Raw genomic sequence first — 24,141 nt, forward strand, 5'->3', positions numbered from 1 at the left:
TAACGACTTCCCCACTGTCTCCAGCACAGGCTCAGTGAAATTGAATTCCCCGTGAAGATGCGGGGTTCCCGCGGTCAGACGGAAAGACCCTATGAACCTTTACTATAGCTTCGCCTTGGCGTTAGCGACCGTATGTGTAGGATAGGTGGGAGGCTATGAAGCCGGGGCGCCAGCTCTGGTGGAGCCATCCTTGAAATACCACCCTTACTGTCGTTGACGTCTAACCGAGGGCCGTTATCCGGTCCCGGGACATGGCGTGGTGGGTAGTTTGACTGGGGCGGTCGCCTCCCAAAGTGTAACGGAGGCGCGCGATGGTTAGCTCAGACCGGTCGGAAATCGGTCGTCGAGTGCAATGGCATAAGCTAGCCTGACTGCGAGACTGACAAGTCGAGCAGAGACGAAAGTCGGCCATAGTGATCCGGTGGTCCCGCGTGGAAGGGCCATCGCTCAACGGATAAAAGGTACTCTAGGGATAACAGGCTGATTTTGCCCAAGAGTCCATATCGACGGCAAAGTTTGGCACCTCGATGTCGGCTCATCACATCCTGGGGCTGGAGCAGGTCCCAAGGGTACGGCTGTTCGCCGTTTAAAGTGGTACGTGAGCTGGGTTCAGAACGTCGTGAGACAGTTTGGTCCCTATCTGCCGTGGGTGTTCGAAGCTTGAGAGGATCTGTCCCTAGTACGAGAGGACCGGGATGGACATACCTCTGGTGGACCTGTCGTGGCGCCAGCCGCGCAGCAGGGTAGCTAAGTATGGAATAGATAACCGCTGAAAGCATCTAAGCGGGAAACTAACCTCAAAACAAGGCTTCGCTGAGGATCGTGGAAGACTACCACGTTGATAGGCCAGGTGTGGAAGCGCGGTGACGTGTGAAGCTTACTGGTACTAATAATCCGATCGGCTTGATCGTTTCTCAGCAAAACTCATTCGGTTTTTACTTGCCGAAATCAAAAGACGATATCTTCTCATTTCATTCGTGTGTGTCGGGTTGACCTGGTGGCTCTGTCGGAGGTTCCCCACCCGATCCCATTCCGAACTCGGTCGTTAAGCCCTCCAGAGCCGATGGTACTTCGTCTTAAGGCGCGGGAGAGTAGGTCGCCGCCGGGTCTACCCGACACACACGTTTGAAATATCTCGAACCCTTCTTCCTTTACACGCCGCCTTGCCGCGGGATGGAGCAGCCCGGTAGCTCGTCAGGCTCATAACCTGAAGGTCGCAGGTTCAAATCCTGCTCCCGCACCCAACGATACCTCACACCCGGACGTGAGGCCTTGATCTACAGAAACCCCATGGCTCCTGGCCGTGGGGTTTTCTGCTTTCTGGGCCTGACTCAGCGTCAGCAGCGCCGCCAGACTGCCGTGCACTTCCAGCTGGAACTTGCCCAGGCCTTCCGCGGGGATGAAGTCCACCTGCGTGATCAATTTTCGCAGTTCCGTGCGCACTTCCTCGCCGTCTTCACCCTCGATGGCGTGGTGCAGATTCTCCGCCAGTCGGCGGTAGGTCTCCGCGGCGCCGGGGTGAAGCTGGATCACGGACGGGGCAGCGTCGACCGCCAGTCGGGCCTCGATCTCGCCACGGCGGGTCTTCAGCGGCGCGCTGATCGTCTTCACTTCTTCCGTCTCGATCGCGCCGTCCAGGCACATGGCCTGCGCGCGCTTCATGACGTGCCCCTGAGAATTTCCTCCACGCGGAGCTAGAGTCCGGCCCTTGAAAGGACGGACGGAATGAAACGAGCGAGATTCACGGAAGAGCAGATTATCGGGATCCTGCGGGAGAACGAGGCCGGCGCCAAAGCGGGCGAGCTGGCGCGTAAGCACGGGGTGTCTGAGGGCACGATCTACGCCTGGAAAGCCAAGTTCGGCGGGATGAGCGTGTCGGACGCCCAGCGCCTGCGGGCCCTGGAAGACGAGAATGGCAAGCTGAAGCGGCTTCTGGCCGACGCTATGCTCGACAAGGCGGCGCTGAACGATCTGCTTTCAAAAAAGTGGTAGGGCCCGCGGCGATGCGCCAGGCCGTCGCCCATCAGCGCACGGCGAGCCTGCTCCATCATCAAGGCAGGCCGCAAATCGGTGCGCTATCGCTCCTGCCGACAGCCGGACACAGCGCTGCGGGAGCGGCTGCGCGCCCTGGCTGTCGAGCGGCGACGGTTCGGCTGAATCGCCGACTGTTCGTGCTGCTGCGACGTGAGGGCGAGCCTTCGGGCAAGAGACGGATCTACCGGCTCTATCGCGAGGAAGGCCTGACGGTGCGCAAGCGCCGCTCACGTCGTCGGGCTATCGGCACGCGGGCGCCGATCCTGGTCGAGGCCCGGCCGAACGCCCGCTGGTCGCTGGACTTTGTGCACGACCAGTTCGCCACGGGCCGCCGCTTCCGCATTCTCAACGTGGTCGATGACGTCACCCGCGAGTGCCTGGCGGCGATCCCCGACACCTCGATCTCGGGACGCCGCGTCGCGCGCGAGCTGACAGCGCTGATCGCTCGGCGGGGTCGTCCCGCCATGATCGTCAGCGACAACGGCACAGAGTTCACGTCCACGGCCATCCTGGCATGGGCGCAGGATCATGGCGTCGACTGGCACTACATCGCGCCCGGCAAGCCGACCCAGAACGGGTTTGTGGAATCCTTCAACGGCCGGATGCGCGACGAACTGCTCAACGAGAGCCTGTTCTTTAGTCTGGATCACGCCCGCCAGAAAGTCGCTGTCTGGGCGCTGGACTACAACACGCGCCGGCCGCACTCGTCGATCGGCTACCTCACCCCGGAGGCCTTTGCCGCCAGTCTGACCGCAACAGGCCGACCCGCTGCGCAGGATGAAAGCTGCGCGGCCCGGCCTGTTGCTCACCCCACGCTGCGAGGCGTAACTAACCCAAGGACTCTGGTCGCCGCTGGATGAAAACTCAGGGGCACGTCACCACCAATCTGCTGCTTTGGTTGGTCGACGACTTGCAGCAGCGCAATATCGAACTGGTAATCGCTGCTAACCGATCGGATCTCGCGGACGTGGTGAGCGGGGAAGATCTCTCTGATCAGGCCGTCTTCGACGACATCCTGGAAAACAACCCGACCGCCATGGAGATGATCGGGGACATCGAAGACCTGCGGGGCGACCTGACGGACTTCGTTGCGATCGAGGCTGACCTCGAGAGCCGGGACGAGTTGATGTGGCTGGTGACCGACGAGCCGATCACCGCTGCCTTGACTCCGCGCGGACATTGGAACTGTCGGCAATAATTCAATCCAACGGCTCTTGCGGCGGGGACACGAGCGCGGGCGGTGCGTCAGGCCAATATCCAAACGCTGCGCTGGGGCCGCCATGGGCTTCATGAGACAGGCCCAACCAGGAGATTGGCTCACTCGAAAATGACCGGGGCTCCCGCGTCGTCATAGGCTGCGAAGCGTCCGAAGCCGCCGTCGTTAACCGCCTCGACCATGATTTGCAGGGCGCGGTCGATTTCGGACTGCGACGGCGGCTGGCCGTCCCGTCCCGAGAGGCCGGCGGCGAACACCACGCTCCAGAATGGTGATCATCCGCATCCGGCGGCCCAGCAGGCGCAGGGTGTTGACCGCGTTGTAACTCTGCGAGCCGCCTGAGACCTGCATGACGGCCAGGGTGCGGCCCTGCGTCGGGCGCATCCCGCCCATGTTCAGCGGCAGGTGGTCAATCTGGAGTTTCATGATCCCGGAAATCTGGCCGTGGCGCTCTGGGCTGCTCCAGACCATGCCTTCGGACCACAGGGCGTGTTCGCGCAGTTCGTGGACGGCTGGATGGTCGTCGTAGTCGACCTGGTCAGTGAGAGGCAGATCGGAGGGATCGAAGATGTGCGTCTCGCAGCCCATGAAGCGCAGAAGGCGGGCCGCCTCCTCGACGCACAGCTGGGAATAGGATCGGTCCCTCAGCGAGCCGTAGAGCAGCAGGATGCGCGGCGGATGCTCGTTCGGGCCGAGGTCCAGCGCCGGCTGGCTGGACAGGTAGGCCGGGTCGAGCGCGGGCAGGTGGCGGAGGCGGGTCATTGAGGACGCAACTCCTTGAACATGAAAGCCGCTGAGGCCGGACACAGGGTGCCGAACTGCCGGGAGGCGGCGACAGCGGGCGGCGCGGCTGATCGGGACAGGATCGCGTAACCGTGCTTCCGGAAGAAGGCCGCCGCCGAGGTCGTGAGCAGGTAGAGGCCAGTCGCTCGCTGTCTTACCGCCTCGGCTTCCAACCAGGACAGGATCGCCGCGCCGAAGCCGTCGCCGCGACGGTCGTCGACGACGACGATGGAGCGGATCAGGGCGTCTTGTCCGATCTCCTCCAGCCCGCCGTAGCCGATCAGCCCCGCATCATCCTCGAAGCGGTAGAAGCGGCGACCGGGTTCGCGCAGGTCGTCCGTGGGCAAGCCTGCGGCCTCCAGCGCGGCGATCAGGGCGGGCGTCGGATCGGGCAATTCCACGGCTTTGAAGGCCATCAGCAGGCGTCCTTCCTCGGTGCGGTCGCAGGGAAGTAGCGGCGGCCCAGCCACAGAGCGACCGAGACCAGCAAGATCAGCACCGGCACCTCGACCAGCGGGCCGATGACCGCCGCGAAGGCGACCGGCGAGGCCAGCCCGAAGGCGGCGATAGCGACAGCGATCGCCAGTTCGAAATTATTGGAGGCGGCGGTGAAGGCCAGGGCCGTGGTGCGCGGATAGTCCGCCTCGATCAGCCGCCCCATCAGGAAGCTGACCACGAACATGACCAGAAAGTAGATCGTCAGCGGGACGGCGATGCGCAGGGCGTCCAGCGGCATGGCTGTCACCTCGCCGCCCTTCAGGCTGAACATGGCGATGATGGTGAAAAGCAAGGCGATCAGGGTGATCGGCGCGATGCGCGGCAGGAAGCGCGTCTCGTACCAGTCGGCACCCCGGCGCGCGATCAGGGTGCGCCGGGTCAGGAAACCGCCGAAAAAGGGCAGGCCCAGATAGACCAGGACGGCGCCGGCGATGGTCCCGACGCTGACGTCGACCACGCTGCCCTCCAGCCCGAACAGGGGCGGCAGCACGGTCAGGAACAGCCAGGCGTAGAGGCTGAAGAAGGCGATTTGGAAGATCGAGTTGAAGGCGACGAGACCCGCCACATACTGGTTGTCGCCGCGCGCCAGCTGGTTCCAGACCAGCACCATGGCGATGCAGCGGGCCAGGCCGATCAGGATGACGCCGGTCATGTATTCCGGCTGGTCGCGCAGGAAGATCACCGCCAGAGCGAACATCAGCACCGGCCCCAGCACCCAGTTCTGGAACAGGGACAGCAGCAGCACGCGCTTGTCGGCGAAGACGCGCGGCAGTTCTTCGTACCTCACCCGCGCCAGCGGCGGGTACATCATCAGGATCAGGCCGATGGCGATGGGGATGTTGGTCGTCCCGACCGACAGGCTGTCGATCCAGTCGGGCAGGCCCGGCACAAGCGTGCCCAGCAGCACGCCCAGCCCCATGGCAGCGAAAATCCATAGCGTCAGCCAGCGGTCGAGGAAGGACAGGCGGCGCTTCGGCTGTTCAGTAATCAAGGCGTCGACCATCAGCGGACCCTCCGGCCGTCGGCGTCGATGACGACTTCGCCGTCCTCCTTGGTGAAGGGCTTCAGGCTCCCCGACGGCAGGAGGTCGAGAACCGCCTCGGACGGCCGACACAGCTTCACCCCGAGCGGGGACACCACGACTGGACGGTTCAGCAGAACCGGATGGGCCTCGATGGCGTCCAGAAGCTGGTCGTCTGTCAGGTCGGGATCGCCAAGGCTCAGTTCGGCGAAGGGCGTGCCCTTCTCACGCAGAAGGCTGCGCAGCGGCGCGCCCATGCGTTCGACCAGTCCCATGATCATGGCGCGGCTGGGCGGCGTCTTCAGATACTCGATGACGTGCGGCTCGATCCCGACGTGGCGGATCAGGGCCAGGGCGTTGCGCGACGTCCCGCAGGCAGGGTTGTGATAGATGACGACGTCCATGATGACCTCAGGCGCGGCAGGGCGAGAGTTCGGCCAGCAGCGGCTCGCACAGTTCGGCGCGGCCTTGGCAGCAGTCCTTCAGCAGGAAGACGATCAACCCCTGAAGGCGGCTCAGGTCGGCGCGATAGATGATCGACCGGCTGCGACGCTCGGAACTGATCAGACCGGCGCGGGACAGGACGCCGAGATGCGCCGACATGGTATTGGCCGGCACAGCCAGCGTGTCCGCGATCTGGCCGGCAGGCAGACCCTCGGGTTCGTGACGAACCAGCAGGCGGAAGGTCTCGAGCCGCGTGGGCTGGGCCAGGGCGGCGAGAGCAAGGATGGCGATTTTTGATTCCATAGTTCCAAAATAATGGAATGGTTAGCGAAGTCAAAGGTTGATGAGCGCTCATCTAGTAAGCGGCAAAGGTCGGCTATGCGCGCAGTTCCCAACTTCCGCTGCTGGCGCTGCGCAGGTTCTGCGAGTAGGGGCGCCGACCGATTTGGGCTGCCTGGGAATAGGCTCAGGGCCCGCCACTATCGGCGGGCCCTGTCTCGTCACGAGGAGGAGGTCTCAGAGGACTGACCCTGCGTCTTCCAGAGCGACCAGAACACCCCTGCCGCCAGGATGAAGGCGGTGATGGCCAGCGACCACTCCGCGGGAAATTTCTCCCAGCCCAAGAGGTCGGCCAAAAAGATCTTGCCGCCTATGAACACCAGCAGCACGGCCAGCGCCTGTTTGAGATAGGCGAAGCGGTGGATGATGGCGGCGAGCGCGAAATAGAGCGCCCTGAGCCCCAGGATGGCGAAGATGTTCGAGGTGTAGACGATGTAGGGGTCAGTGGTGATGGCGAAGATCGCCGGCACCGAGTCCACAGCGAAGATCACGTCCGCAATCTCGATCATCACCAGCGCCAGGAACATCGGCGTGGCCCAGAGGACCATGCGCCCGGTCTTCGGGTGGGGCTCGCGTACGAAGAACCTCTGGCCTTGCAGTTGGTCGGTGATTCTCAGATGCCCGCGCATCCACTTAACCAGCGGATTGGCGCCTAAGTCGGCATGTCCGTCGCCGGCGAAAAACATCTTGATTCCGGTGAAGATCAGGAAGGCGGCGAAGATGTAGAGCACCCAGCCGTACTGGCTGACCAGGGCCGCGCCCGCGCCGATCATGATGGCCCTGAGCACGATTACGCCCAGGATGCCCCAGAAAAGCACTCGGTGCTGCAGCGCCCTCGGAATGGCGAAGTAGCCGAAGATCATGGCGATGACGAAGACGTTGTCCATCGCCAGCGACTTCTCGATCGCGAAGCCTGTCAGGTATTCCATGCCCGACTGGCTGCCCAGCTCCCACCAGACCCAGCCGCCGAAAACGAGCGCGACGGCGATGTACATGCTGGATAGCAAGAGGCTCTCACGCACGCCGATCTCGTGCTGGTCGCGGTGCAGGACGCCGAGGTCGAGCACCAGCAGCGCCACGACCACGCCCATGAACGCCAGCCACATCCAGGCCGGCTTGCCCAGCCAGTCGGCCAGGAAGAAAGTCATCAGGTCCATAGGACACCCCTTGTTCAAGGAGCGACCCCGGCGCGCGATTTGGGGATCGACCAGAAAGGGGTAGTCGCGCACCGAGATCACTCGATGCGGTCCGACATCACGTCTGCCATCAGACGTCAGAGGGGCCCGGTCCGCTGATCCATAATTTAGCTGGTCCGAACTTTCCCGGCAAGCCGGGAGGGATGGGAGCAGATGGCGTCTTCCCCAAGTTCCGTATGTTGGGTGACGTCGCATGCCGTCCAGTTTCGGCGCTGGTGAATGTCCGCATCTTGCGCTGAAGAGATGCTGAGAGCGTAGAGACTGGCAACGGACAGGGAGGCGACCTTAATGGAGGTTGGCCATGCGCCAGTCTGACCTGTTCATTCAGCCCAAGCGCCCGTGGAATGCCGGCCGTCTTATCGGCCCCAAGGCACCGCTGAAGCCGAAGCACATCTGGGCAATTCGACAGCAGTTGAAGGTCGCGAGGAGGGTGCGCGACCTTGCGATGTTCAACTGCGCCCTGGACGCCAAGCTGCGGGCCTGTGACCTGGTTCGGCTCCGGGTCAGCGTGTGGCGCCGGGCGGCGTGCTTCGCCAGCGCTCGATCGTCATCCAGCAGAAGACCGGAAGACCTGTTCCTTTCGAGATCACGGAGCCTGCGCGCGACGCCATCGCCGCTTGGCTGACGATCCGCGGTCAGCGCGACGATGACTGGCTGTTCCCGAGCCGCAGCCGGCCGGGTCAGCACATTGGCACCCGCCCGTACGCGCGGCTCGTTGATCGCTGGGTTCAGATGATCGACCTGGAACCGCAGGGCTACGGGACCCACAGCCTCAGGCGGACGAAGGTGTCGCTCGTTTACAAGAAGACCGGCAATCTCCGCGCCTGTCAGCTCCTGCTCGGCCACAGGAAGCTCGAGAGCGCCGTCAGATACCTCGGCATCGAAGTGGACGACGCCCTGGAGATGTCAGAACAGATCGATCTGTGACTCACGACCGGGCCCGAAAGCGGGCCCGGTCATTGTCACCTATGGGTGGGAAGCGGACCTACAGGAAACGGATCGTCGGCTTCTCGAAACAGACTACCTCAACACATTCTTGCTCAGTCGTGATCAGGCAGGAGTAGGTTGTTTCAGGTTCCGAAGGGCGCACGTATTTCCGATATTCGACGCATCCTCGCTCATGAACACGCCGACGTCCGCGTCGCCACCGCTCAAGAGTGGTTCGCCTTTGTAGGCTTTCAGATACTGCCAGAAGTCGCTTTCGGCATAGGAACGGAAGGCTCGAGGTGGATCGAACTGAACCTCAAAATGAGGATCGCCTTTCACGGCCAGCGTGACGACCAGCGACCCAACATCGTAGCGAAGGTCGTGGAGAAAAAGTTGGGAACCCGGAGAGGCGTGTCGTCCATACCGAACCATCACCTGCTTACGGAACGTCGGCAACGGGTCGGTTTGCGAAGTAGGTATCCCACCCGAAAGCGGCCTTTCGGGTCTCAGGCCGAATGTCGCGTTTACGGCGTGGTCCGCATGACCGCTAATGGCGCATTGCGGGCTTTGAGGTATCGCCAGCACCGCTACGCCATGAAGCTGATTATAGGTGTGAGGTCTCGACCAAATCCTGCTCCCGCACCCAAGATCCCACACCCCCGCAGCCCTCGCTACGGGTTTTCTGCTTTCTGGGCCTGGTTGCGCAGGCCCTCCACGCGCTCGATCAGTTTGCGAAGTTCGACCCGCGCCCCCTCGCCGTCGTCGCCCATTTGCCTGATGCAGGCCTTTCGCCAGCGCCGCTAGGCGACCGCAGCGCCGGGGTGACGCTGGAGCCTCTAATCGGACCTGGATCTCTCTCCGGCGGATCTTCAATGGCGCGCTGATCGTCTTCAGTTCATCGGTCTCGATCGCGCCTCCAGGCACATGGTCTGCGCGCGCTTCAGCTTGCGCGCGATGTCCGCCAGTTCTCGCTCCAGCGGCGCTCCGGCCAGCTTCCTGGGGGTGGCCTACGCTTGGACCTTGGAGGCCCTGTGGTCAGGCGCGGACGAGGTGGCCGAGATGGACGGGGCCGGCAACATCCTGCGCCGCTTCATCTCGGGCGTTCGGAGGGGAGGGCGTGGTTGGCCGCCTGCCCCGTTCGAGGCCAATGGCGCCATCTTTGGCGCCACGCCGACCATCAGGGCCGCGTAGCCGCGACCTCCAGCGTCGCCAGAACCAGGGTCATGCCCAGGAGCGGCGGCTCCAGCATCAGCCGCAGCAGATTGCGGGTGCGCTGCATCCCATGCAGCGTCAGGTCGAACATGATCGGGGCGTCCTCGGACCGCACGATGTCCAGCAGGGCGACCGCCGTGCGCGCGCCGTTCAGCGTCTTCAGCCCGTGGGTGCTCAGCAGATCGGCGTCGGCCAGAACATAGAGCTGCGTCTTGGCGTGCATGACCAGGACCGGGCGGTCCTGGTCGTCCACGATGATGGGCGTCCAGTCGGGGCCGGACCAGGCGCGCAAGTTTTCAATCTCGATCGGGGCGGCGAGGAGCGCGCCGTCAGGGCGCTTCAGGCGCACGGTCTCGCGGCCAGTGCGCGATTGCAGCTTGACGCCTCGGCGCAGGTGTCCGCCCACCGATGTGTTCAATCGATCAGCCGGCGCTTGCGGCGTTGGCGCGGTTGCGGGCTCTCGATTGGCGAGTTTCGTCCCTGAGCGAACGGTATCAAGCAAAAAATGTCTAAAATCTACGCCAAACAATAACACCAACGACCCGCGATTGGCGCTAGATGGCTGCCCCGCAAGACAATTTGTTCTCGGGGGTACGAAGCCTTGTTCTTCACTAATCTCAAATCCGCCCTGCTCTGCGGCGCCGCCTTTGTCGGCCTGGGCGTGGTCGTGGCGCCGTCGGCGTCGTGGGCCGACGATGCGGCCTCGGCCGTCGCCCTGGCCGAGACCGGGCAGATCGCCGGGTTGATCACGGACGCGGATCGCGGCGGCTATCTGCTGGGCGCCGAGGTGCGCATCGAGGGGCACGACCAGGTCGCGGTGAGCGACCGCGAGGGACGCTTCGCCCTGCAGCGGGCGCCGATCGGCCGTCACACCCTGATTGTCAGCTATGTCGGGCGTACGACCCAGCGGGTCCAGGTCGAGGTCGCCGCCGGCGCCGTAGCTTCGGCTTCGGTGGCTCTGCCGATCGACTTCGGCGCCGCCTCTGTGGCCGACGTCGTGGTCGTCGGCCGCCGCCCGCAGGCGGAATCGGAAGCCGCCGCCCTGCAGGTCCAGCGCTCGTCGACGGCCCTGGTGAACGTGGTCTCGGCCGACGCCATCGGCCACTTCCCCGATCAGAACATCGCCGCCGCCCTCAGCCGCCTGCCGGGCGTCGCCGTCGAGCGCGACCAGGGCCAGGAGCGGTCCATCAGCCTGCGCGGCGCGCCCTCGCGCTGGAGCACCATCTCCTTCGACGGCGTCAACGTCATCGCGCCGGGCGGCAAGAGCGCCCGCACCGACACCATTCCCGCCGCCATCGCCAAGTCGGTGATCGTGCGCAAGGCGGTGACCGCGGCCATGTCGGGCGAGACCCTGGCCGGCAACATCGACATCACCACGCGCGGCGCCTTCGACTACCCCGAACGGGCGGTCTCGCTGAACCTGGGCTACGGCTACAACGACCTGGGCGGCCGCAGCCAGTATGACGTGGGCGGCTTCATCGCCGACACCTTCGCCGACGGCCGGTTCGGGGTGGCCCTGTCGGCCTCGCGCTATGAGCGCAACATGATCACCGACAATTTCGAGACGGACTGGGAAGTCGCCTCGGAGGACCGCGAGCCGGGTTCGGAGACGCGCACCTGGGCCGACGCCCATCAGAACAAGCTCTATCGCCTGACGCGCAGCAACACCGCCTACGCGGGCCGGTTCGACTTCCGTCCGTCGAACGAGCATCGCTTCTTCCTGACCAGCCTCTATACCGAGTTCACCGACGACGAGATGCGCAACGCGCATGAGTTCGACCTAGACGACGGGGCGGTGCGCACCGACCGCGCGGCGGTCACGCGCGGCTACGCCGACGTCCGCACGGGCAATACGCCGCTGCAGGGGACCATCTACGGCGTCGAGCTGGACAGCACCCTGAACCTCAACCACACCCTGGAAAGCATCTTCACCAACACCCTGGGCGGCGAGCAGCGCTTCGGCGACTGGGACGTGTCCTGGCGCCTGAACTACACCCAGTCGCGCGCCGAGGCGGGGCCGTCGTTCAACTCGGCCTGGCGCAGCCCGCGCCCCGGCGGCGCGGTCGACTACAGCCTGCGCCCGACGGTGGTCTATGACTTCACCAATCGCGAACTGCACGGCGTCCAGTTGTACGAGACCATCGTCAATCCGGACGGCAGCTTCTCGCGCGGGGCGTCCAAACGCTCGCTGGACCCGCAGGACTACGAGTTCGTCTATCTGCGCTCCACCACCCGTCTGCAGGACAGCCGGTCCTACAGCGCCCGCCTGGATCTGAGCCGTGACCTGACCCTGTTCGGCCGTTCGACCGAACTTCAGTTCGGCGGCCAGTATGACGACCGCACCAAGGAAGACACGCGCCAGACGCTCGAGATCGTCCCGGCGGCCCTGACGGCGGCGCAGATCCCCTTCCCGTCGCCCGCCGACTTCGCCATCAACGACCCCTACAAGGGCGACCTGCCGCTGGGCTACGCCTTCCGCTACTTCTCCGAAAGCGGCGCCAAGGCCTTGTGGCGCGACCTGCACGATCGCGGTCTCAGCCGCATCCAGGCCAACACCTCGGAGACGAACAACTACGAGGTCTCCGAAAGCGTCCTGGCCGGCTACGCCATGGCCACCACCTATTTCGACTGGGGCAACATCCTGGTCGGCGTCCGCGCCGAACGGGTCGAGAACGAAGGCGAAGCTCTGGTCAAAACGGGCGCCGGCTTCGAGTCTGTCCGCGTGTCCGACGACAACATCGTGGTCCTGCCCAGCGCGCACGTGAACTGGGACATCAGCGACCAGCTCAAGCTGCGCCTGTCGGCCAACACGGGCGCCGCCCGCCCCGACTTCAGCCTGCTGCGCCCGAACTACAGCGTCAGCGACGAGGACGAGGTCGTCAGCGGCGGCAATCCGTCGGCCGGGCCGGAAAAGGCCGTAGGCGTGGACGCCTATCTGGAATGGTATCTGCCCTCGGGGGCCTTCTTCTCGGTCGGCGCCTACTACAAGCATCTCAACGACGTGCTGTTCAGCGTGGTCCATCCGCGCTTCGGCAGCGAGGTGCTGAACCAGCCGGGGCTCGATCGTTCCGAATACGCCTACGCCACCACCGACAACGGCGGCAGCGGCTATCTGCGCGGCGTCGAGGTCGCCTTCTCCCAGACGATGGAGCCCTTCGCCGACCGCCTGGGCCTGCCGGACTGGGCCGCCGGCTTCGGCGTGCGCGGCAACCTGACGCTGAACGCCACCGAAACCGAGACGCCGGACGGCCGCAAGGTGCCGCTGCCGGGGGCGTCGGACCTCATCTACAACGCCGCCCTGTCCTATGAGCGCTACGGCTTCTCGACTCGTCTGAGCTGGCAGTATCGCACCGAGTGGCTCGACAGCGTCGGCGACGGCGACATCCTGGGCGACGGTTATTGGGACGAGGTGGGCCGGTTGGACTTCAAGGCCAGCTACGCCTTCAACGACAACGCCGAAATCTACTTCGACGCCAACAACCTGCTGAACGAGCCGGGCATCCGTTACCAGGGCGAAGCCTATCGCGTGTCCGAGTACGAGCAGTTCGGCGCGCGCTACATGGTCGGCCTGCGCCTCAACTTCTGAGGTCGGCCCAAGCGGCCGTCGCTGTGCGCCTCCCGGCAGCGATGGCCGCGTCCTTTTTCCGAGTTCGGCGCGGTGCGCTCGCCGCCCGCTCCCCCCGTCGCCTCAGCTGTGAGTGAGACCCATGCACCTGAAGACCCTTCTGATCGCCGGCGCGGCCCTGGTCGCCGGCCTGCCGGCCATCGCCCACGCCCAGGCTTCCGCCCCCACGGCGCCGTCCGTATCCGCCCCGCGCCCCTGGGCGCCGACGGGCTTGCCGGATCGCATCGTCCTGACGCCGGGCGCCGACGCGGCGCGGGACATGGCCGTGGCCTGGCGCACGGATGGCCGCCAGGTCGCCGCCCTGGCTGAACTGGTCGAGGCGATCGACGGCCCCGCCTATGAGGAGCGCGCCCAGGTCGTGGCGGGCCGTTCGACGGACGGCGCGGCGCTGGGCGGGCAGGGTCGCCACCACGCCGCGCGGTTCGAGGGGCTGAAGCCGGCGACGACCTACCTCTACCGCGTCAGGGGCGCGGACGGCTGGTCGGAGTGGCTGTCGTTCCGCACCGCGGCCGCCGACCTGTCGGAGCCTTTCCGCATCCTCTATTTCGGGGACACCCAGAACAGCATTCTGTCCAAGGGTTCGCGCACCATCCGCAACGGCCTGCTGCGGACCTCGCCGGACGTGGTGGTGCACGCGGGCGACCTGACCGGCCGGTCGCATGACTGGGAGTGGGGGGAGTGGACGGCGGCGGGCGGCTACGGCTTCGCCATGATCCCGCAGCTTCCCGCCGCCGGAAACCATGAGTACAGCGACGACGACGAGGGCGCCCGACACCTCGGCCCCCTGTGGTCGGCCCAGTTCGCCCTGCCCGGAAACGGCGCGGACAAGGCGCCCGAGACCAGCTATTTCGTCGACTATCAGGGCGTGCGCTTCATCGTTCTGGACGGCACGGCCGCTGCGGAGCTCGACTCCCTCGACTCCCAGACCCGCTGGCTGGACGGCGCCCTGGCCTCCAGCACCGCGCGCTGGAACGTCGTGGTCCAGCACCAACCCATCTACACCTGCGCCCGCCCGGACGACACCAAGGCGCTGAAGGCCGCCTGGGAGCCGATCTATCGGGCGCGCAACGTGGACATGGTCCTACAGGGCCACGACCACTGCTACAGCCGCATCACCGACGGCGAGGGGCAGGCGGCGGGCGCCGCGCGCCGCGCCGCCGGAGCGCCGCAGGGGCCGGTCTATGTGGTCTCGGTCGCCGGACCTAAGATGTACGGCCTGAACGACCGGGCCCTGATCCAGCCCGACCGCGTCGCGGCCGACACCCAGCTGTATCAGACCATCGACGTCGAGGCCGGGCGCCTGCGCTATCGCGCCTACACCGTGTCGGGCGCCCTCTATGACGCCGTCGACATCGTCCGCGCGGCCGACGGCTCCAAGTCGCTCGAGGCGCCGTCGGAGGCTCTGCCGTCCCTGCGGCTGTGCGACGGCGCCGTCGGCCCCGACGGCGTCCCCTGTGTCGGCAGCCCCAAATAGCCGCTCCGCGCGCCCTCCCTTTGCATTTCCAAGTTGAGGAAACGGTCATGACCACGATTTCCCGCCGCCTTCTGGTTTCCGCCCTGGTCCTTTCGGCCGCCTTGTCGGCGGGGCTGTCTCCGGCCATGGCGCAAGCCCCGGCGCGCGCCGCCGTCGCTGTGGCCGCCGAAGCCCCCCCGACGCAGCGGGCGAAGAACGTCATCCTCTTCCTGGCCGATGCGGGCGGCGTCTCGACGCTGAACGCGGCCAGTCTGATGGCCTATGGCGAGCCGCTGCAACTGCACATCCAGCAGTGGCCGCATCTGGGCCTGAGCGAGACCTCGGCGGTCGATCAGTTCGTGTCGGACTCGGCCAACGGCATGTCCTCGATCATGACCGGGGTGAAGACGCGCAACGGCGTGATCAGCCAGTCGCCCTCGGCCGTGCGCGGCCGGAGCGACGGCGCGCCCACCAAGACCCTGCTGGAATACGCCGAGGAGCGCGGCCTGCGCACGGGGGTGATCTCGAGCCAGTCCATCGCCGACGCGACGCCGGCGGCGACCTACGCCCATGCCAACGACCGGGGGAAGTGGGGCGAGATCTTCCCGCAGGCCTTCTCGCCCCGCTTCGGCGACGGGGTCGACGTGATGTTCGGCGTCGGTCGGCAGAAGATCGGCGAGCAACTGGCGGCCGTCGGCTCAAGCTTTGACGCCCTGAGCCGGGCGCACGACCGCCCCATCTACGCCCGCCTGGAAGAAGCGCCGGCGTCCAACGGTCGACCCGTGGTCGTGGCCGATGCGATGGACGTGCATGCGGCCACGCTGCGCGCGCTCGACCTGCTGGAAGGGGCGCCCGAGGGCTATTTCCTCATGGTTGAATGGGACGCCCACACGGATGACGTGCGCAGGGGCCTGCAGAACGTCGTGGACTTCGACAAGCTGATCGAGGCGGTCCAGGCCCGCGTCGACCTGAACGACACCCTGCTGCTGTTCACCGCCGACCACTCGTTCGGGGTCCAGGTGGACGGCGGCCGGCGCGGCGAGGTCTTGCTGGAAGGGTATGACGCCTGGAAGTCGGCGCCGGGCGACGGGAAGCTCGTCCGTCTGGACCGGGTGCTGGTCAACCGCACACACACGGCCGAGGAGGTTCCCGCCCTGGCCGTCGGCGCCGGCGCCGAGCGCGTCCGCGGCTATTTCCCCAACACCCGCCTGTTCGAGGTGATGATGGCCGCCTGGGGCTGGGAGGCCGACGCCGCGTCGGGCGACTGAAGGGGGAGTTGTCGTCGGCTTCCGCTGCAGCCTTCAGACGCAGCAGCGGAAGCCGATATGCGAGGCGCTGGTGTCGGTGGCCTGTTGCAGGCGGGCCGGGGGGCGGTAGCGGCGGCAGTAGTCGGGCGTGCACAGATGCGAGCCGCCCTTCAGCACCTTGAAGACATGGGCGGACGGCCGGGCGTTGACCCCGCAGCAGCTCTTGGCCGGCGGGCCGGAGTGGTCGCGCTGATAGGTGTCGAGGGTCCACTCCCAGACGTTGCCGATCATGTCGGACAGGCCCCAGGCGTTGGCCGGATAACAGCCGACGGGCGAGGTGCGCAGGAAGCCGTCGGCCAGGCTGTTGTAGTGAGGAAAGGCGCCCTGCCAGAGGTTGGCCATCTGTCGGCCCTCGGGCTCAAGGTCGTCGCCCCAGGCATATTCGGTCGTGGACCCGGCGCGGGCGGCGTATTCCCACTGCGCCTCCGTGGGCAGGGTCTTTCCGGCCCAGCGCGCATAGGCCAGGGCGTCGGCGAAGCCGACGTGCACCACCGGATGCTCCTCCAGCCCCTCGATCGAGGAACCGGGGCCCAGCGGGTGACGCCAGTCCGCCCCCGCCACCACCCGCCACCACTGTCGCGGATCGGTCAGGGGCACGGGGCCGGGCGGAGGCGTGAAGACCAGGGAGGAGGGAGCCAGCAGTTCGGGGCGAACGCCGGGATAGTCGGCCGGATTGACCGGCGTCTCCGCCAGGGTCCGGTGCCCGGTGTCGGCCACGAAGGCGGCGAACCGGGCGTTGGTCACCGGCACGGCGTCGATGGCGAAGCCCTCGACATGGCGGCGGTGCGCGGGGCGTTCCTCGACGTAGTGATGGTCCGACCCCATGACGAAGTCGCCCGCAGCCAGGGTCTTCATCGTCACGGGGTCTTTGGACCGGGTCACAGGCGGATCACTCCTTGGTGCGGAAGTCGATCTGGCGCTCGGGGAAGTGGACGCTGGTGTTGCCGTAGGCGTTCTTGCCCGCGATGGCCGGGGTCCACAGGATGTTGTTGTCTCGCTGGCAGGTCTCCCACGCCGACTTCATCACCGCCAGCTGCTCCGGCTCGGCCTGGCTCAGGTCGCGGGTCTCGGTCGGGTCGCTGCGCATGTTGTACAGCTCCCAGTCGCCGCTGCCCCAGGGGCTGTTGCTGTAGGTCAGCTTGTAGTCGCCCTGACGCACCGCGACGCGGCCGAACAGCTCCAGGCAGTGGGTGGCGTCGGCGGGGTGAACCTGATCGCTCTGGCCGGTCAGGAAGGGCACGGCGGACAGGCCCTGCAGGGGCGGAACGGCGGCGCCCTCCTGGGCCGGATGCACCGTCTGGGCCATCTGCAGGAAGGTGGGCGCCCAATCCTTCACATTGACATAGGCGTCGCTCACGCTCTGGCGCACGCCGGGACCGGCGACGAAGGCCGGGGTGCGGACGCCGCCCTCATAGCTGAAGGCTTTGAACAGGCGGAACGGAGCCGAGCTGACCCGCGCCCAGTTGGGGCCGTAGCCGATGAAGGAATTGCGCCGCCCCATGTTGTCGAGGCTGTTGTCGAAGGTCGCCTGAATCCACTCGCGGTTCTTCTCGCTGATGTCCTCGGCATCGCTGCCCTCGGCCCCGTTGTCGGAGAAGAAGACGAAGACGGTGTTGTCGTACTGGCCCGTGCGCTTCAGTTCGGCGACCAGGCGGCCGACGTTGTCGTCCAGGTTGGCGATCATGGCGGCGTAGATCTCCATGCGCCGCGCTTCCTTGGCCTTCTCCTCGGCCGAGAGTTCGCTCCACTCGGGCCAGACGCCGGGCGACGGGGCGGGCTGCACATCCTCGGCGATCAGGCCCTTGGCCTTCATGCGCTCGATCCGGCGGTTGAGGATCTCCTCGTAGCCGACGTCATAGACGCCGCGATAGCGGTCCAGGTATTCGTCCGGCGCCTGCAGCGGCCAGTGCGGCGCGGTGTAGGCGATGTAGGCGAAGAAGGGCTTCTGGTCATCGACGCCCTGGATGTTCTGCAGAATCCGGTCGGTGTAGAAGTCGGTCGAGAAGAAATTCTCGGGCAGGTCGACCAGGGCGCCGTCGTCGCGATAGCTGGCCTTGGGCGCGGCGAAGATGGTGCCGCCCTGGGTGAAGTGGTCCGCGCCGCCGTTCAGCAGCACGAAGGAGTGGTCGAAGCCGCGGTCCTGCGGGCTCTGGCCGTCCTTCATCCCCAGGTGCCACTTGCCCACCATGAAGGTGTGATAGCCGGCCTTCTGCAGCAGGGCCGGGAAGGGGACGACCCGGTCGTTCAGCACCCCTTCATAGCCGGGCACGCCGACCTGTTCGGGGGCGATGACCTCGACCATGGTGCCAACGCCGGCAATGTGGTTGTCGACGCCGCTGAGCAGCATGGCGCGCGTCGGCGAGCAGGCCGGCGAGGCGTGGAAGTTGGTCAGCTGCACGCCGCTAGCCGCCAGGGCGTCCAGGTTGGGGGTCCGGATCTCGCTGCCGAAGGCGCTGAGGTCCGAATAGCCCATGTCGTCGACGACGATCAGGACGATGTTGGGCCGGGCGTCGCGCTCGGGCGGCGCGGGCGCCGTCGCGAGGGCAGCGGCCGGGGCGGGTTCGGCGTGCAGCGCCGCCGGCGCCAGGCAGAGCAGGGAGGCGCCGCCCAGAAGGGCGGGCAGCAGGCGTTTCGCGATCTTCATGGCGGGGTCCGTGTTCTTTCTCTGGGGGCTCAGAACATGAAAGTCAGATCGACGAGCGAGTAGAAAACGTCGCGGCCGCCCGCGCGTTTCATGCCGTCGGAGACGTCGAAATAGGCGCCCTCCACCGTCAGGAAGAGGTTGGGGGTGATGGTCCACTGGACCGTCACGTCGGGCTGCATGCCGATGTAGCCGATCGACGGATCAGCGGTGCCGGGCAAGGGAGCGAAGCCACGGCCGTAGACGGCGTCGTCGCGGTCCTGCTTCCAGTACCAGCGGTTATAGGCCGACAGGCGCACGTTCTTGGACAGGTTCAGCGCCAGGGTCGGGCCGGTCTCGACCAGGTTGCTGCCCGCCAGATAGCCGCTGGCGGCGTAGTATTGCTGGCCCGTATAGAGCGGCGTGAAGGTCTGGATCTTGTCGCCGTCGCGCCCGCCGCTGACAGCGTCGAAGCGGAAGCCGAAGCGCGGCTTGAGCGGCGAGGATTCGAGCACATAGCCGGCGTCGCCGTAGAAGGCCCAGGCCTCCACGTCCTGACCGGCGAAGGTCCCGCCCTGGCGCACCACGGTGGTGTCCAGCTGGATCGGCCCGGCCTTGCCCCACAGGCGGGCGCCGACGCCGTGGCGCTCGTCGTCGCCGACCAGGCCGGACATCGCCAGCTTGGTCGACTTGAAGCCGATGTAGAAGGGGTCGAGGTTCAGGGCCACGGCGTCGTCGGCCATGCGGGGCAGGGCGAAGCTGCCGTACACGCCCCAGAGCTTGCGGCCGGGGTTGCTGGAGTCGCCGAAGACGTCCTCGGTGTTGGCGACGTTCTCGACCGCTAGGACGTCGATGCGCGCCGACTTGGTGCGATACTGGGCCGTGACGCCGTCGAAGCTCAGCGGGATGTTGGCCGAGGGCTGGGTCGAGACGAGCAGGCCGTTGCCGAGCCAGATGCCCTGACGCCCGCCGCGCACGCTGAGCGTGCCGTCGCCCACGGGGGCGCTGACTTCCACGAAGCCTTGCTGCAGCGCCAGGTCGTTGCGCTGACGCGGCGGCTGGGGGCCGATATTGTGGCCGCCGACCTGGCCGCTGGCCAGTTCGCCATAGACCCGGACGTGCGAGCCCAGGTGCAGGTCCGCGCCGTAGATGTGGCGGAACTGCATGAGCTGCTGGTCGCTGAACTTCTGGCCGCCCAGGGATTCATGGCTGTAGCTGTTGAACTGGGCGCGCTCCATGCCGCTCAGCGACAGGTTGATGTCGCCGTTGGCGTTCAGCGGCATGTATTTCAGCGCGGCGAGGCCCGTCGCCGGGGCGCCGGCGGGGCGCGTCGGCGCCGAGGTCTCGTTGAAGCGCAGCAGATAATAGGGGCCGACGCGCGGCCCCATGCCGGCCTGCGGCGGCAGGACGGCGGCGGCCGTCGGGGCGGGCTGGGCAGTCTGCGACGGCTTGGCGGTCTCCGGCGGCGTGGCCGCCGCGGCGTCTTCCGCCAGGGCGTGCTGCGACGACAGCGAGGCGGCGGCGACGGCCAGGGCCAGGACGCAACTGTGGCGGGACGGCGAATGTTTCATGGGGCGCTCTCCTCTCCGAGCTTTTTTCTTTTCAGTTTTTTGACGGAGGGAGCTCTTGGCCAATATTTCTTCGGCATGAGGCGATAACGAAACCGATCGCGGACAGCTCCAAAGCGCTGCCGTGGCCGGAACGAAGCGACCTGAGTCCGCGTTCGCGCGAATGACGCAAGCGGCGCTCGTCAGCCCCGACGACGGACTCGGGCGCCGCTGCTGATCTTGAAGAAGACGGCATGGCTCATCCCGAACTCATGCCGTTTCGGCATCAGGTTTTCGACAAATGCTATTGGGAAATCCGTCTCCCCGCTCCGAACCTCCTGCAGGTGGCGCACGAGCCGTGGCGCCGAGTGAGAGACAGGATTGGCGAAAGGAGCGACTTCATGATGCGTCATGCCGTTGACCCCGTCCGTCCTGACGGGGGCCGCCCATGAGCCCGGTGGATCCCTTCGCCGAAGCCGCGGGCGTCGATGTCCGCCGCTTGCGCTATTTCGTGGCCATCGCCGAAGAGCTTCATTTCGGGCGGGCGTCGGAACGGCTCAACATCGCCCAGCCCGCGCTCAGCCGCCAGATGGTCGAACTGGAGGGGGCGATCGGCGCCGCCCTGTTCGACCGCACCCGCAACCAGATCCGCCTGACCGTGGCCGGCGAGGCCCTGCTGCCCCGCGCCCGTCAGATCCTGGGCAGCATCGTGGAGGCGACGCGGATGGCGCGTCGCGCGGCGGAGGGCTCGATCGGCGTGCTCAACGTCGGCTTCGTCGGCTCGGCCACCTATTCCCTGCTGCCGCGCGTGCTGAACGCCTTTCGCACCGACAATCCCGACGTCGACCTGCTGCTGCACGCCATGAACACGGCGGAGCTGCGCGAGGCCCTGATCGAGCGCACCATCGACGTCGCCTTCGCCCGGCCCGGCATCGACGATCCCGAGGTGGTCGACGAACTGCTGATGGAAGAGCCGTTGGTGGTCGCCCTGCCGGACGTCGATCCCCTGGCCGCCCGGGACGAGGTCGCGCTCAGCGACCTGGCGCGTCACGCCTTCGTCCTCTACCCGCGCTTCCCGCGCCCCAGCTTCGCCGACGTCATCCTGCGCCACTGCGCCGAGAGCGGCTTCTCGCCGGTCATCGCCCAGGAGACCATGGACGTGCAGACGGCGCTGGGCCTGATCGCGGCCGGGGCGGGGGTGTCGCTGGTGCCCGCCAGCGTCCAGGGCGCCCAGCGCCTGGGCGTGGCCTATCGGCCGCTGCAGCCGCCGGCCCCGACCACCCGTCTCAGCCTGTCCTATCGCCGCGACAACCGCTCGGCGACGCTGGCGCGCTTCCGCGCTCAGGTCAAAGCCTTCGCCGCCGCCAACAAGGCCCAGAGCCAGGGCCAGGCGGCCCTCGGCGGCGCCTCCGTATCCCCGCTTCAAGGACCCGCCTGATGGCCATTACGATCGACGCCTTCGAGACCTGTCTGGTCGACCTGCCCACGATCCGCCCGCACGTCCTGTCGGTGGCGACCATGCGGCAGCAGACCATGGTGCTGGTCACCGTGCGCTGCTCGGACGGGACCACGGGCGTCGGCGAGGCCACCACCATCGGCGGCCTGAGCTACGGCGAGGAAAGCCCCGAGGGCATGAAGCTGGCCCTCGACACCTATTTCGCGCCCCTGGTCCTGGGCGCTGACCCGACGCGTCCGGCCGAGCTCATGGATCGGCTGAACCGCGCCATCGCCGGCAACCGCTTCTCCAAATGCGCCGTTGAGACGGCCCTGCTGGACGCCATGGGCCAGCGCGTCGGCTTGCCGATGTCGGAGCTGCTGGGCGGCCGTCGCCGCGAGAGCCTGCCGGTCGCCTGGACCCTGGCCAGCGGCGACACGGCCAAGGACATCGACGAGGCCGAGCGGATGCTGGCCGAGCGTCGCCACAACATCTTCAAGCTCAAGATCGGCAAGCGCTCGGTGGCCGACGACGTGGCCCACGTCGCCGCCATCAAGCGGGCCCTGGGGGACCGCGCCAGCGTCCGCGTCGACGTCAACCGCGCCTGGGATGAGGCCAGCGCCACGCGCGGCGTCGCCATGCTGGAGGCCGCCGGCTGCGATCTGGTGGAACAGCCGGTCGACGCCCATCTGCGCGGCGCCATGGCGCGGCTGTCGCAGCGTTTCACCATCCCCATCATGGCCGATGAATCCCTGACCGGCCCGGCCAGCGCCTTCGACTTCGCGGCCGGTGCGGCGGCGGACGTCTTCGCCGTCAAGATCGCCCAGTCCGGCGGGCCCAAGGCCGCCTGCGCCGTGGCCGCCATCGCCGAGGCGGCGGGCGTGGCCCTGTACGGCGGCACCATGCTGGAGGGGCCGGTCGGCACGGCCGCCTCGGCCCATGCCTTCTCGACCTTCGCCCACCTGTCGTTCCAGACCGAGCTCTTCGGCCCACTGCTGCTGACCGAGGAGATCCTGGAGGAGCCGCTGGCCTATGCCGACTTCGGCCTGAAGGTGCCCGACGGCCCGGGCCTGGGCGTCCGCCTGGACGCCGACAAGGTCGCCTTCTTCCGTCGCGACGCCGTTCGCAAGACCCACTACGCCGGAGCCTGAACATGCTGTTTCACGTCCGCATGGATGTCCGCATCCCCGTCGACTTCGACCCCGACCGCGCCGACGAACTGAAGCGGATCGAGCGCGAGCGCGCCCAGGATCTGCAGCGTCAGGGCAAGTGGCGGCACCTGTGGCGCATCGCCGGCCAGTATTCGAACTTCAGCGTCTTCGACGTGTCTGACGTGCAGGAACTGCACGACATCGTCAGCACCCTGCCGCTGTTCCCCTTCATGGACATCGAGGTCACGCCGCTGTGCCGGCACCCGTCGTCGATTCATGACGACGACCGTTGAGGTCGTCGGAAACTCCCCAAAACGCAGAACAAGTCAGAGAGGAAATGAAATGACCGAACGCCTGATCGACACCGCCGAAGTCCAGGCCTTGCTCGACAAGCTGAGCGGCGCCGACACCGTCAGCGGCGACCCGCGCCTGAAGGCCATCGTCCGCCGCGTGGTCGGCGACCTGTTCGCCACGATCGAAGAGTTCGACATCTCGGACGACGAGTTCTGGCAGGCGCTGAACTACGCCGCCGCCGGCGCGCCGGAGTTCGGCCTGTGGGCCGCGGGTCTGGGCGTCGAGCGCTTCCTCGACATCCGCGCCGACGCGCGCGACGCCGCCGCCGGCGTGGTGGGCGGCACCCCGCGCACCATCGAAGGCCCGCTTTACGTCGCCGGCGCCCCGGTCGAGCAGGGCTACGCCCGGCTGGACGACGGCGCGGACAAGGGCGAGCCCCTGTTCATGCACGGTCAGGTCCGCGACGTGAACGGCAAGGCCCTGGCCGGCGCCAAGGTCGAGGTCTGGCACGCCAACACGCTGGGCAACTACTCCTACTTCGACAAGACGCAGAGCGACTTCAACCTGCGTCGGACCATCATCACCGACGCCGACGGCCGCTATGCGTTCCGCTCGATCGTGCCGTCGGGCTACGCCTGCCCTCCCGGCGGCTCGACCGAGGGCATCCTCAAGCACCTGGGACGCCACGGCCATCGCCCGGCCCACATCCACTTCTTCGCCTCGGCCGATGATCACCGTCACCTGACGACCCAGATCAACATCGACGGCGACCCCTACCTGCGCGACGACTTCGCCTACGCCACGCGTGAGGACCTGATCCCCGCCGTGAACCATCGCGAAGGCGGCGAGCCGGCCGAGAAGTACGGGCTGGAAGGCCGCTACGCCGACATCGAGTTCGACTTCGTGATGCAGCCGACCACGGTCGAGGCGGAAGAGGAAGCCTCGCACCGCGCCCGCGCCGCGGCCTGATCCCCGCGATCTGGCGAGCGTCCGCGACCGCGGGCGCTCGCCGTCCTGTTCCCCGATGAGCCCGGAGTTC

At 66.7% G+C, this 24,141-nt stretch carries 21 protein-coding genes, 1 tRNA gene, 2 rRNA genes and 2 pseudogenes (1 of these 26 running past the window's edge); 15 read left to right on the forward strand and 11 right to left on the reverse strand.

Annotated features, from left to right (window positions below; all coding sequences use genetic code 11):
* From D8I30_RS06050 to D8I30_RS06075, 6 genes and pseudogenes are all read left to right on the forward strand, one after another.
* A 23S ribosomal RNA gene (locus D8I30_RS06050) occupies positions 1-911 on the forward strand (it extends 1,872 nt beyond the left edge of the window).
* An 82-nt stretch (positions 912-993) separates the two neighbouring features.
* Positions 994-1,108 (forward strand): 5S ribosomal RNA (gene rrf / locus D8I30_RS06055).
* 59 nt (positions 1,109-1,167) lie between these two features.
* Positions 1,168-1,244, forward strand: a tRNA-Met gene (locus tag D8I30_RS06060).
* Positions 1,245-1,272: 28 nt separating this feature from the next.
* Positions 1,273-1,698 (forward strand): hypothetical protein, encoded by a 426-nt coding sequence (locus tag D8I30_RS06065; RefSeq protein WP_162938816.1) that lies wholly within the window; start codon positions 1,273-1,275, stop codon positions 1,696-1,698.
* A 27-nt stretch (positions 1,699-1,725) separates the two neighbouring features.
* A pseudogene (locus D8I30_RS06070) lies at positions 1,726-2,894 on the forward strand (IS3 family transposase).
* Positions 2,891-3,232 (forward strand): hypothetical protein, encoded by a 342-nt coding sequence (locus D8I30_RS06075; protein ID WP_121481944.1) that lies wholly within the window; start codon positions 2,891-2,893, stop codon positions 3,230-3,232. The pseudogene D8I30_RS06070 and the gene D8I30_RS06075 overlap by 4 nt, the downstream one beginning before the upstream one ends.
* A 183-nt stretch (positions 3,233-3,415) precedes the next feature.
* On the opposite strand, the gene D8I30_RS06080 is transcribed toward D8I30_RS06075, so the two are convergent.
* From D8I30_RS06080 to D8I30_RS06105, 6 genes are all read right to left on the reverse strand, one after another.
* Positions 3,416-4,012, reverse strand: coding sequence for an NAD(P)H-dependent oxidoreductase (locus tag D8I30_RS06080; protein WP_276118897.1), 597 nt, complete (start codon positions 4,010-4,012; stop codon positions 3,416-3,418).
* Positions 4,009-4,449: an arsenic resistance N-acetyltransferase ArsN2 gene (arsN2, locus tag D8I30_RS06085; protein WP_121481945.1), complete on the reverse strand. Its 441-nt coding sequence runs from the start codon at positions 4,447-4,449 to the stop codon at positions 4,009-4,011. Before arsN2 ends, D8I30_RS06080 begins: the two co-directional genes overlap by 4 nt.
* Complete coding sequence (arsB, locus tag D8I30_RS06090) at positions 4,449-5,534, reverse strand: ACR3 family arsenite efflux transporter (protein WP_121481946.1); 1,086 nt, start codon at positions 5,532-5,534, stop codon at positions 4,449-4,451. Before arsB ends, arsN2 begins: the two co-directional genes overlap by 1 nt.
* Positions 5,534-5,956: an arsenate reductase (glutaredoxin) gene (gene arsC / locus D8I30_RS06095; protein WP_121481947.1), complete on the reverse strand. Its 423-nt coding sequence runs from the start codon at positions 5,954-5,956 to the stop codon at positions 5,534-5,536. Before arsC ends, arsB begins: the two co-directional genes overlap by 1 nt.
* A 7-nt stretch (positions 5,957-5,963) precedes the next feature.
* On the reverse strand, positions 5,964-6,299 hold the full coding sequence (locus tag D8I30_RS06100; protein ID WP_121481948.1) for an ArsR/SmtB family transcription factor: 336 nt from the start codon (positions 6,297-6,299) through the stop codon (positions 5,964-5,966).
* 197 nt (positions 6,300-6,496) lie between these two features.
* Entirely contained in the window at positions 6,497-7,492 is a 996-nt protein-coding gene (locus D8I30_RS06105; protein ID WP_121481949.1) for a TerC family protein, read from the reverse strand.
* A gap of 340 nt (positions 7,493-7,832) precedes the next feature.
* On the opposite strand from D8I30_RS06105, the pseudogene D8I30_RS06110 reads away from it, so the two are divergent.
* Positions 7,833-8,458 (forward strand): annotated as a pseudogene (locus tag D8I30_RS06110) (tyrosine-type recombinase/integrase).
* Positions 8,459-8,581: 123 nt separating this feature from the next.
* Here D8I30_RS06110 and D8I30_RS14370 read toward each other — a convergent pair.
* Positions 8,582-9,043, reverse strand: a complete 462-nt coding sequence (locus tag D8I30_RS14370; RefSeq protein WP_162938817.1) for a hypothetical protein — start codon at positions 9,041-9,043, stop codon at positions 8,582-8,584.
* 369 nt (positions 9,044-9,412) lie between these two features.
* On the opposite strand from D8I30_RS14370, the gene D8I30_RS06115 reads away from it, so the two are divergent.
* Positions 9,413-9,649, forward strand: coding sequence for a hypothetical protein (locus tag D8I30_RS06115; protein WP_162938818.1), 237 nt, complete (start codon positions 9,413-9,415; stop codon positions 9,647-9,649).
* Here the strand turns inward: D8I30_RS06115 and D8I30_RS06120 are convergent.
* On the reverse strand, positions 9,636-10,088 hold the full coding sequence (locus tag D8I30_RS06120; protein ID WP_162938819.1) for a hypothetical protein: 453 nt from the start codon (positions 10,086-10,088) through the stop codon (positions 9,636-9,638). The genes D8I30_RS06115 and D8I30_RS06120 overlap by 14 nt on opposite strands.
* Before the next feature lie 183 nt (positions 10,089-10,271).
* On the opposite strand from D8I30_RS06120, the gene D8I30_RS06125 reads away from it, so the two are divergent.
* The 3 genes from D8I30_RS06125 to D8I30_RS06135 all read left to right on the forward strand — a co-directional run bounded on the left by D8I30_RS06125 (position 10,272) and on the right by D8I30_RS06135 (position 16,016).
* On the forward strand, positions 10,272-13,256 hold the full coding sequence (locus D8I30_RS06125) for a TonB-dependent receptor (RefSeq protein WP_121481952.1): 2,985 nt from the start codon (positions 10,272-10,274) through the stop codon (positions 13,254-13,256).
* Positions 13,257-13,377: 121 nt separating this feature from the next.
* A complete protein-coding gene (locus D8I30_RS06130; RefSeq protein WP_121481953.1) occupies positions 13,378-14,769 on the forward strand; it encodes a purple acid phosphatase family protein in 1,392 nt (463 codons plus the stop codon).
* 47 nt (positions 14,770-14,816) lie between these two features.
* The gene (locus tag D8I30_RS06135) at positions 14,817-16,016 is read left to right on the forward strand and encodes an alkaline phosphatase (protein ID WP_121481954.1); all 1,200 of its coding nucleotides are present in this window, start codon (positions 14,817-14,819) and stop codon (positions 16,014-16,016) included.
* 33 nt (positions 16,017-16,049) lie between these two features.
* Here the strand turns inward: D8I30_RS06135 and D8I30_RS06140 are convergent, their stop codons facing one another.
* Genes D8I30_RS06140 through D8I30_RS06150 form a run of 3 tightly spaced genes read right to left on the reverse strand, consistent with a single transcriptional unit; the run spans position 16,050 to position 20,246 of the window.
* Entirely contained in the window at positions 16,050-16,937 is an 888-nt protein-coding gene (locus D8I30_RS06140; protein ID WP_205570752.1) for a formylglycine-generating enzyme family protein, read from the reverse strand.
* A 7-nt stretch (positions 16,938-16,944) separates the two neighbouring features.
* Entirely contained in the window at positions 16,945-18,699 is a 1,755-nt protein-coding gene (locus D8I30_RS06145) for an arylsulfatase (protein ID WP_121481956.1), read from the reverse strand.
* 29 nt (positions 18,700-18,728) lie between these two features.
* Entirely contained in the window at positions 18,729-20,246 is a 1,518-nt protein-coding gene (locus D8I30_RS06150; RefSeq protein WP_121481957.1) for an alginate export family protein, read from the reverse strand.
* Between the two features lie 424 nt (positions 20,247-20,670).
* On the opposite strand from D8I30_RS06150, the gene D8I30_RS06155 reads away from it, so the two are divergent.
* From D8I30_RS06155 to catA, 4 genes are read left to right on the forward strand one after another with little or no spacing between them, the layout of a single operon-like run.
* On the forward strand, positions 20,671-21,660 hold the full coding sequence (locus D8I30_RS06155) for a LysR family transcriptional regulator (RefSeq protein ID WP_121481958.1): 990 nt from the start codon (positions 20,671-20,673) through the stop codon (positions 21,658-21,660).
* Positions 21,660-22,808 carry a muconate/chloromuconate family cycloisomerase gene (locus D8I30_RS06160; protein WP_121481959.1) on the forward strand — a complete coding sequence of 383 codons (1,149 nt, stop codon included), beginning with the start codon at positions 21,660-21,662 and terminating at the stop codon, positions 22,806-22,808. Before D8I30_RS06155 ends, D8I30_RS06160 begins: the two co-directional genes overlap by 1 nt.
* Positions 22,809-22,810: 2 nt before the next feature.
* Positions 22,811-23,101, forward strand: a complete 291-nt coding sequence (gene catC / locus D8I30_RS06165; RefSeq protein ID WP_121481960.1) for a muconolactone Delta-isomerase — start codon at positions 22,811-22,813, stop codon at positions 23,099-23,101.
* Between the two features lie 49 nt (positions 23,102-23,150).
* Positions 23,151-24,071: a catechol 1,2-dioxygenase gene (catA, locus tag D8I30_RS06170; RefSeq protein WP_121481961.1), complete on the forward strand. Its 921-nt coding sequence runs from the start codon at positions 23,151-23,153 to the stop codon at positions 24,069-24,071.
* Positions 24,072-24,141 lie beyond the last annotated feature (70 nt).

The organism is Brevundimonas naejangsanensis (genome assembly GCF_003627995.1).
In the GTDB taxonomy this organism is placed as follows: domain Bacteria; phylum Pseudomonadota; class Alphaproteobacteria; order Caulobacterales; family Caulobacteraceae; genus Brevundimonas; species Brevundimonas naejangsanensis_B.

What these genes read in the sequence shown, in the direction of transcription:
- D8I30_RS06075 (WP_121481944.1), top strand. Translation starts at nt 2,891, where the DNA reads ATGAAAACTCAGGGGCACGTCACCACCAATCTGCTGCTTTGGTTGGTC.
- D8I30_RS06155 (WP_121481958.1), top strand. Translation starts at nt 20,671, where the DNA reads ATGAGCCCGGTGGATCCCTTCGCCGAAGCCGCGGGCGTCGATGTCCGC.
- arsB (WP_121481946.1), bottom strand. Translation starts at nt 5,534, where the DNA reads ATGGTCGACGCCTTGATTACTGAACAGCCGAAGCGCCGCCTGTCCTTC.
- D8I30_RS06115 (WP_162938818.1), top strand. Translation starts at nt 9,413, where the DNA reads ATGTCCGCCAGTTCTCGCTCCAGCGGCGCTCCGGCCAGCTTCCTGGGG.
- D8I30_RS06150 (WP_121481957.1), bottom strand. Translation starts at nt 20,246, where the DNA reads ATGAAACATTCGCCGTCCCGCCACAGTTGCGTCCTGGCCCTGGCCGTC.
- D8I30_RS06105 (WP_121481949.1), bottom strand. Translation starts at nt 7,492, where the DNA reads ATGGACCTGATGACTTTCTTCCTGGCCGACTGGCTGGGCAAGCCGGCC.
- D8I30_RS06100 (WP_121481948.1), bottom strand. Translation starts at nt 6,299, where the DNA reads ATGGAATCAAAAATCGCCATCCTTGCTCTCGCCGCCCTGGCCCAGCCC.
- arsN2 (WP_121481945.1), bottom strand. Translation starts at nt 4,449, where the DNA reads ATGGCCTTCAAAGCCGTGGAATTGCCCGATCCGACGCCCGCCCTGATC.
- D8I30_RS06135 (WP_121481954.1), top strand. Translation starts at nt 14,817, where the DNA reads ATGACCACGATTTCCCGCCGCCTTCTGGTTTCCGCCCTGGTCCTTTCG.
- catA (WP_121481961.1), top strand. Translation starts at nt 23,151, where the DNA reads ATGACCGAACGCCTGATCGACACCGCCGAAGTCCAGGCCTTGCTCGAC.
- D8I30_RS06160 (WP_121481959.1), top strand. Translation starts at nt 21,660, where the DNA reads ATGGCCATTACGATCGACGCCTTCGAGACCTGTCTGGTCGACCTGCCC.
- D8I30_RS06130 (WP_121481953.1), top strand. Translation starts at nt 13,378, where the DNA reads ATGCACCTGAAGACCCTTCTGATCGCCGGCGCGGCCCTGGTCGCCGGC.
- D8I30_RS06080 (WP_276118897.1), bottom strand. Translation starts at nt 4,012, where the DNA reads ATGACCCGCCTCCGCCACCTGCCCGCGCTCGACCCGGCCTACCTGTCC.
- catC (WP_121481960.1), top strand. Translation starts at nt 22,811, where the DNA reads ATGCTGTTTCACGTCCGCATGGATGTCCGCATCCCCGTCGACTTCGAC.
- arsC (WP_121481947.1), bottom strand. Translation starts at nt 5,956, where the DNA reads ATGGACGTCGTCATCTATCACAACCCTGCCTGCGGGACGTCGCGCAAC.
- D8I30_RS06145 (WP_121481956.1), bottom strand. Translation starts at nt 18,699, where the DNA reads ATGAAGATCGCGAAACGCCTGCTGCCCGCCCTTCTGGGCGGCGCCTCC.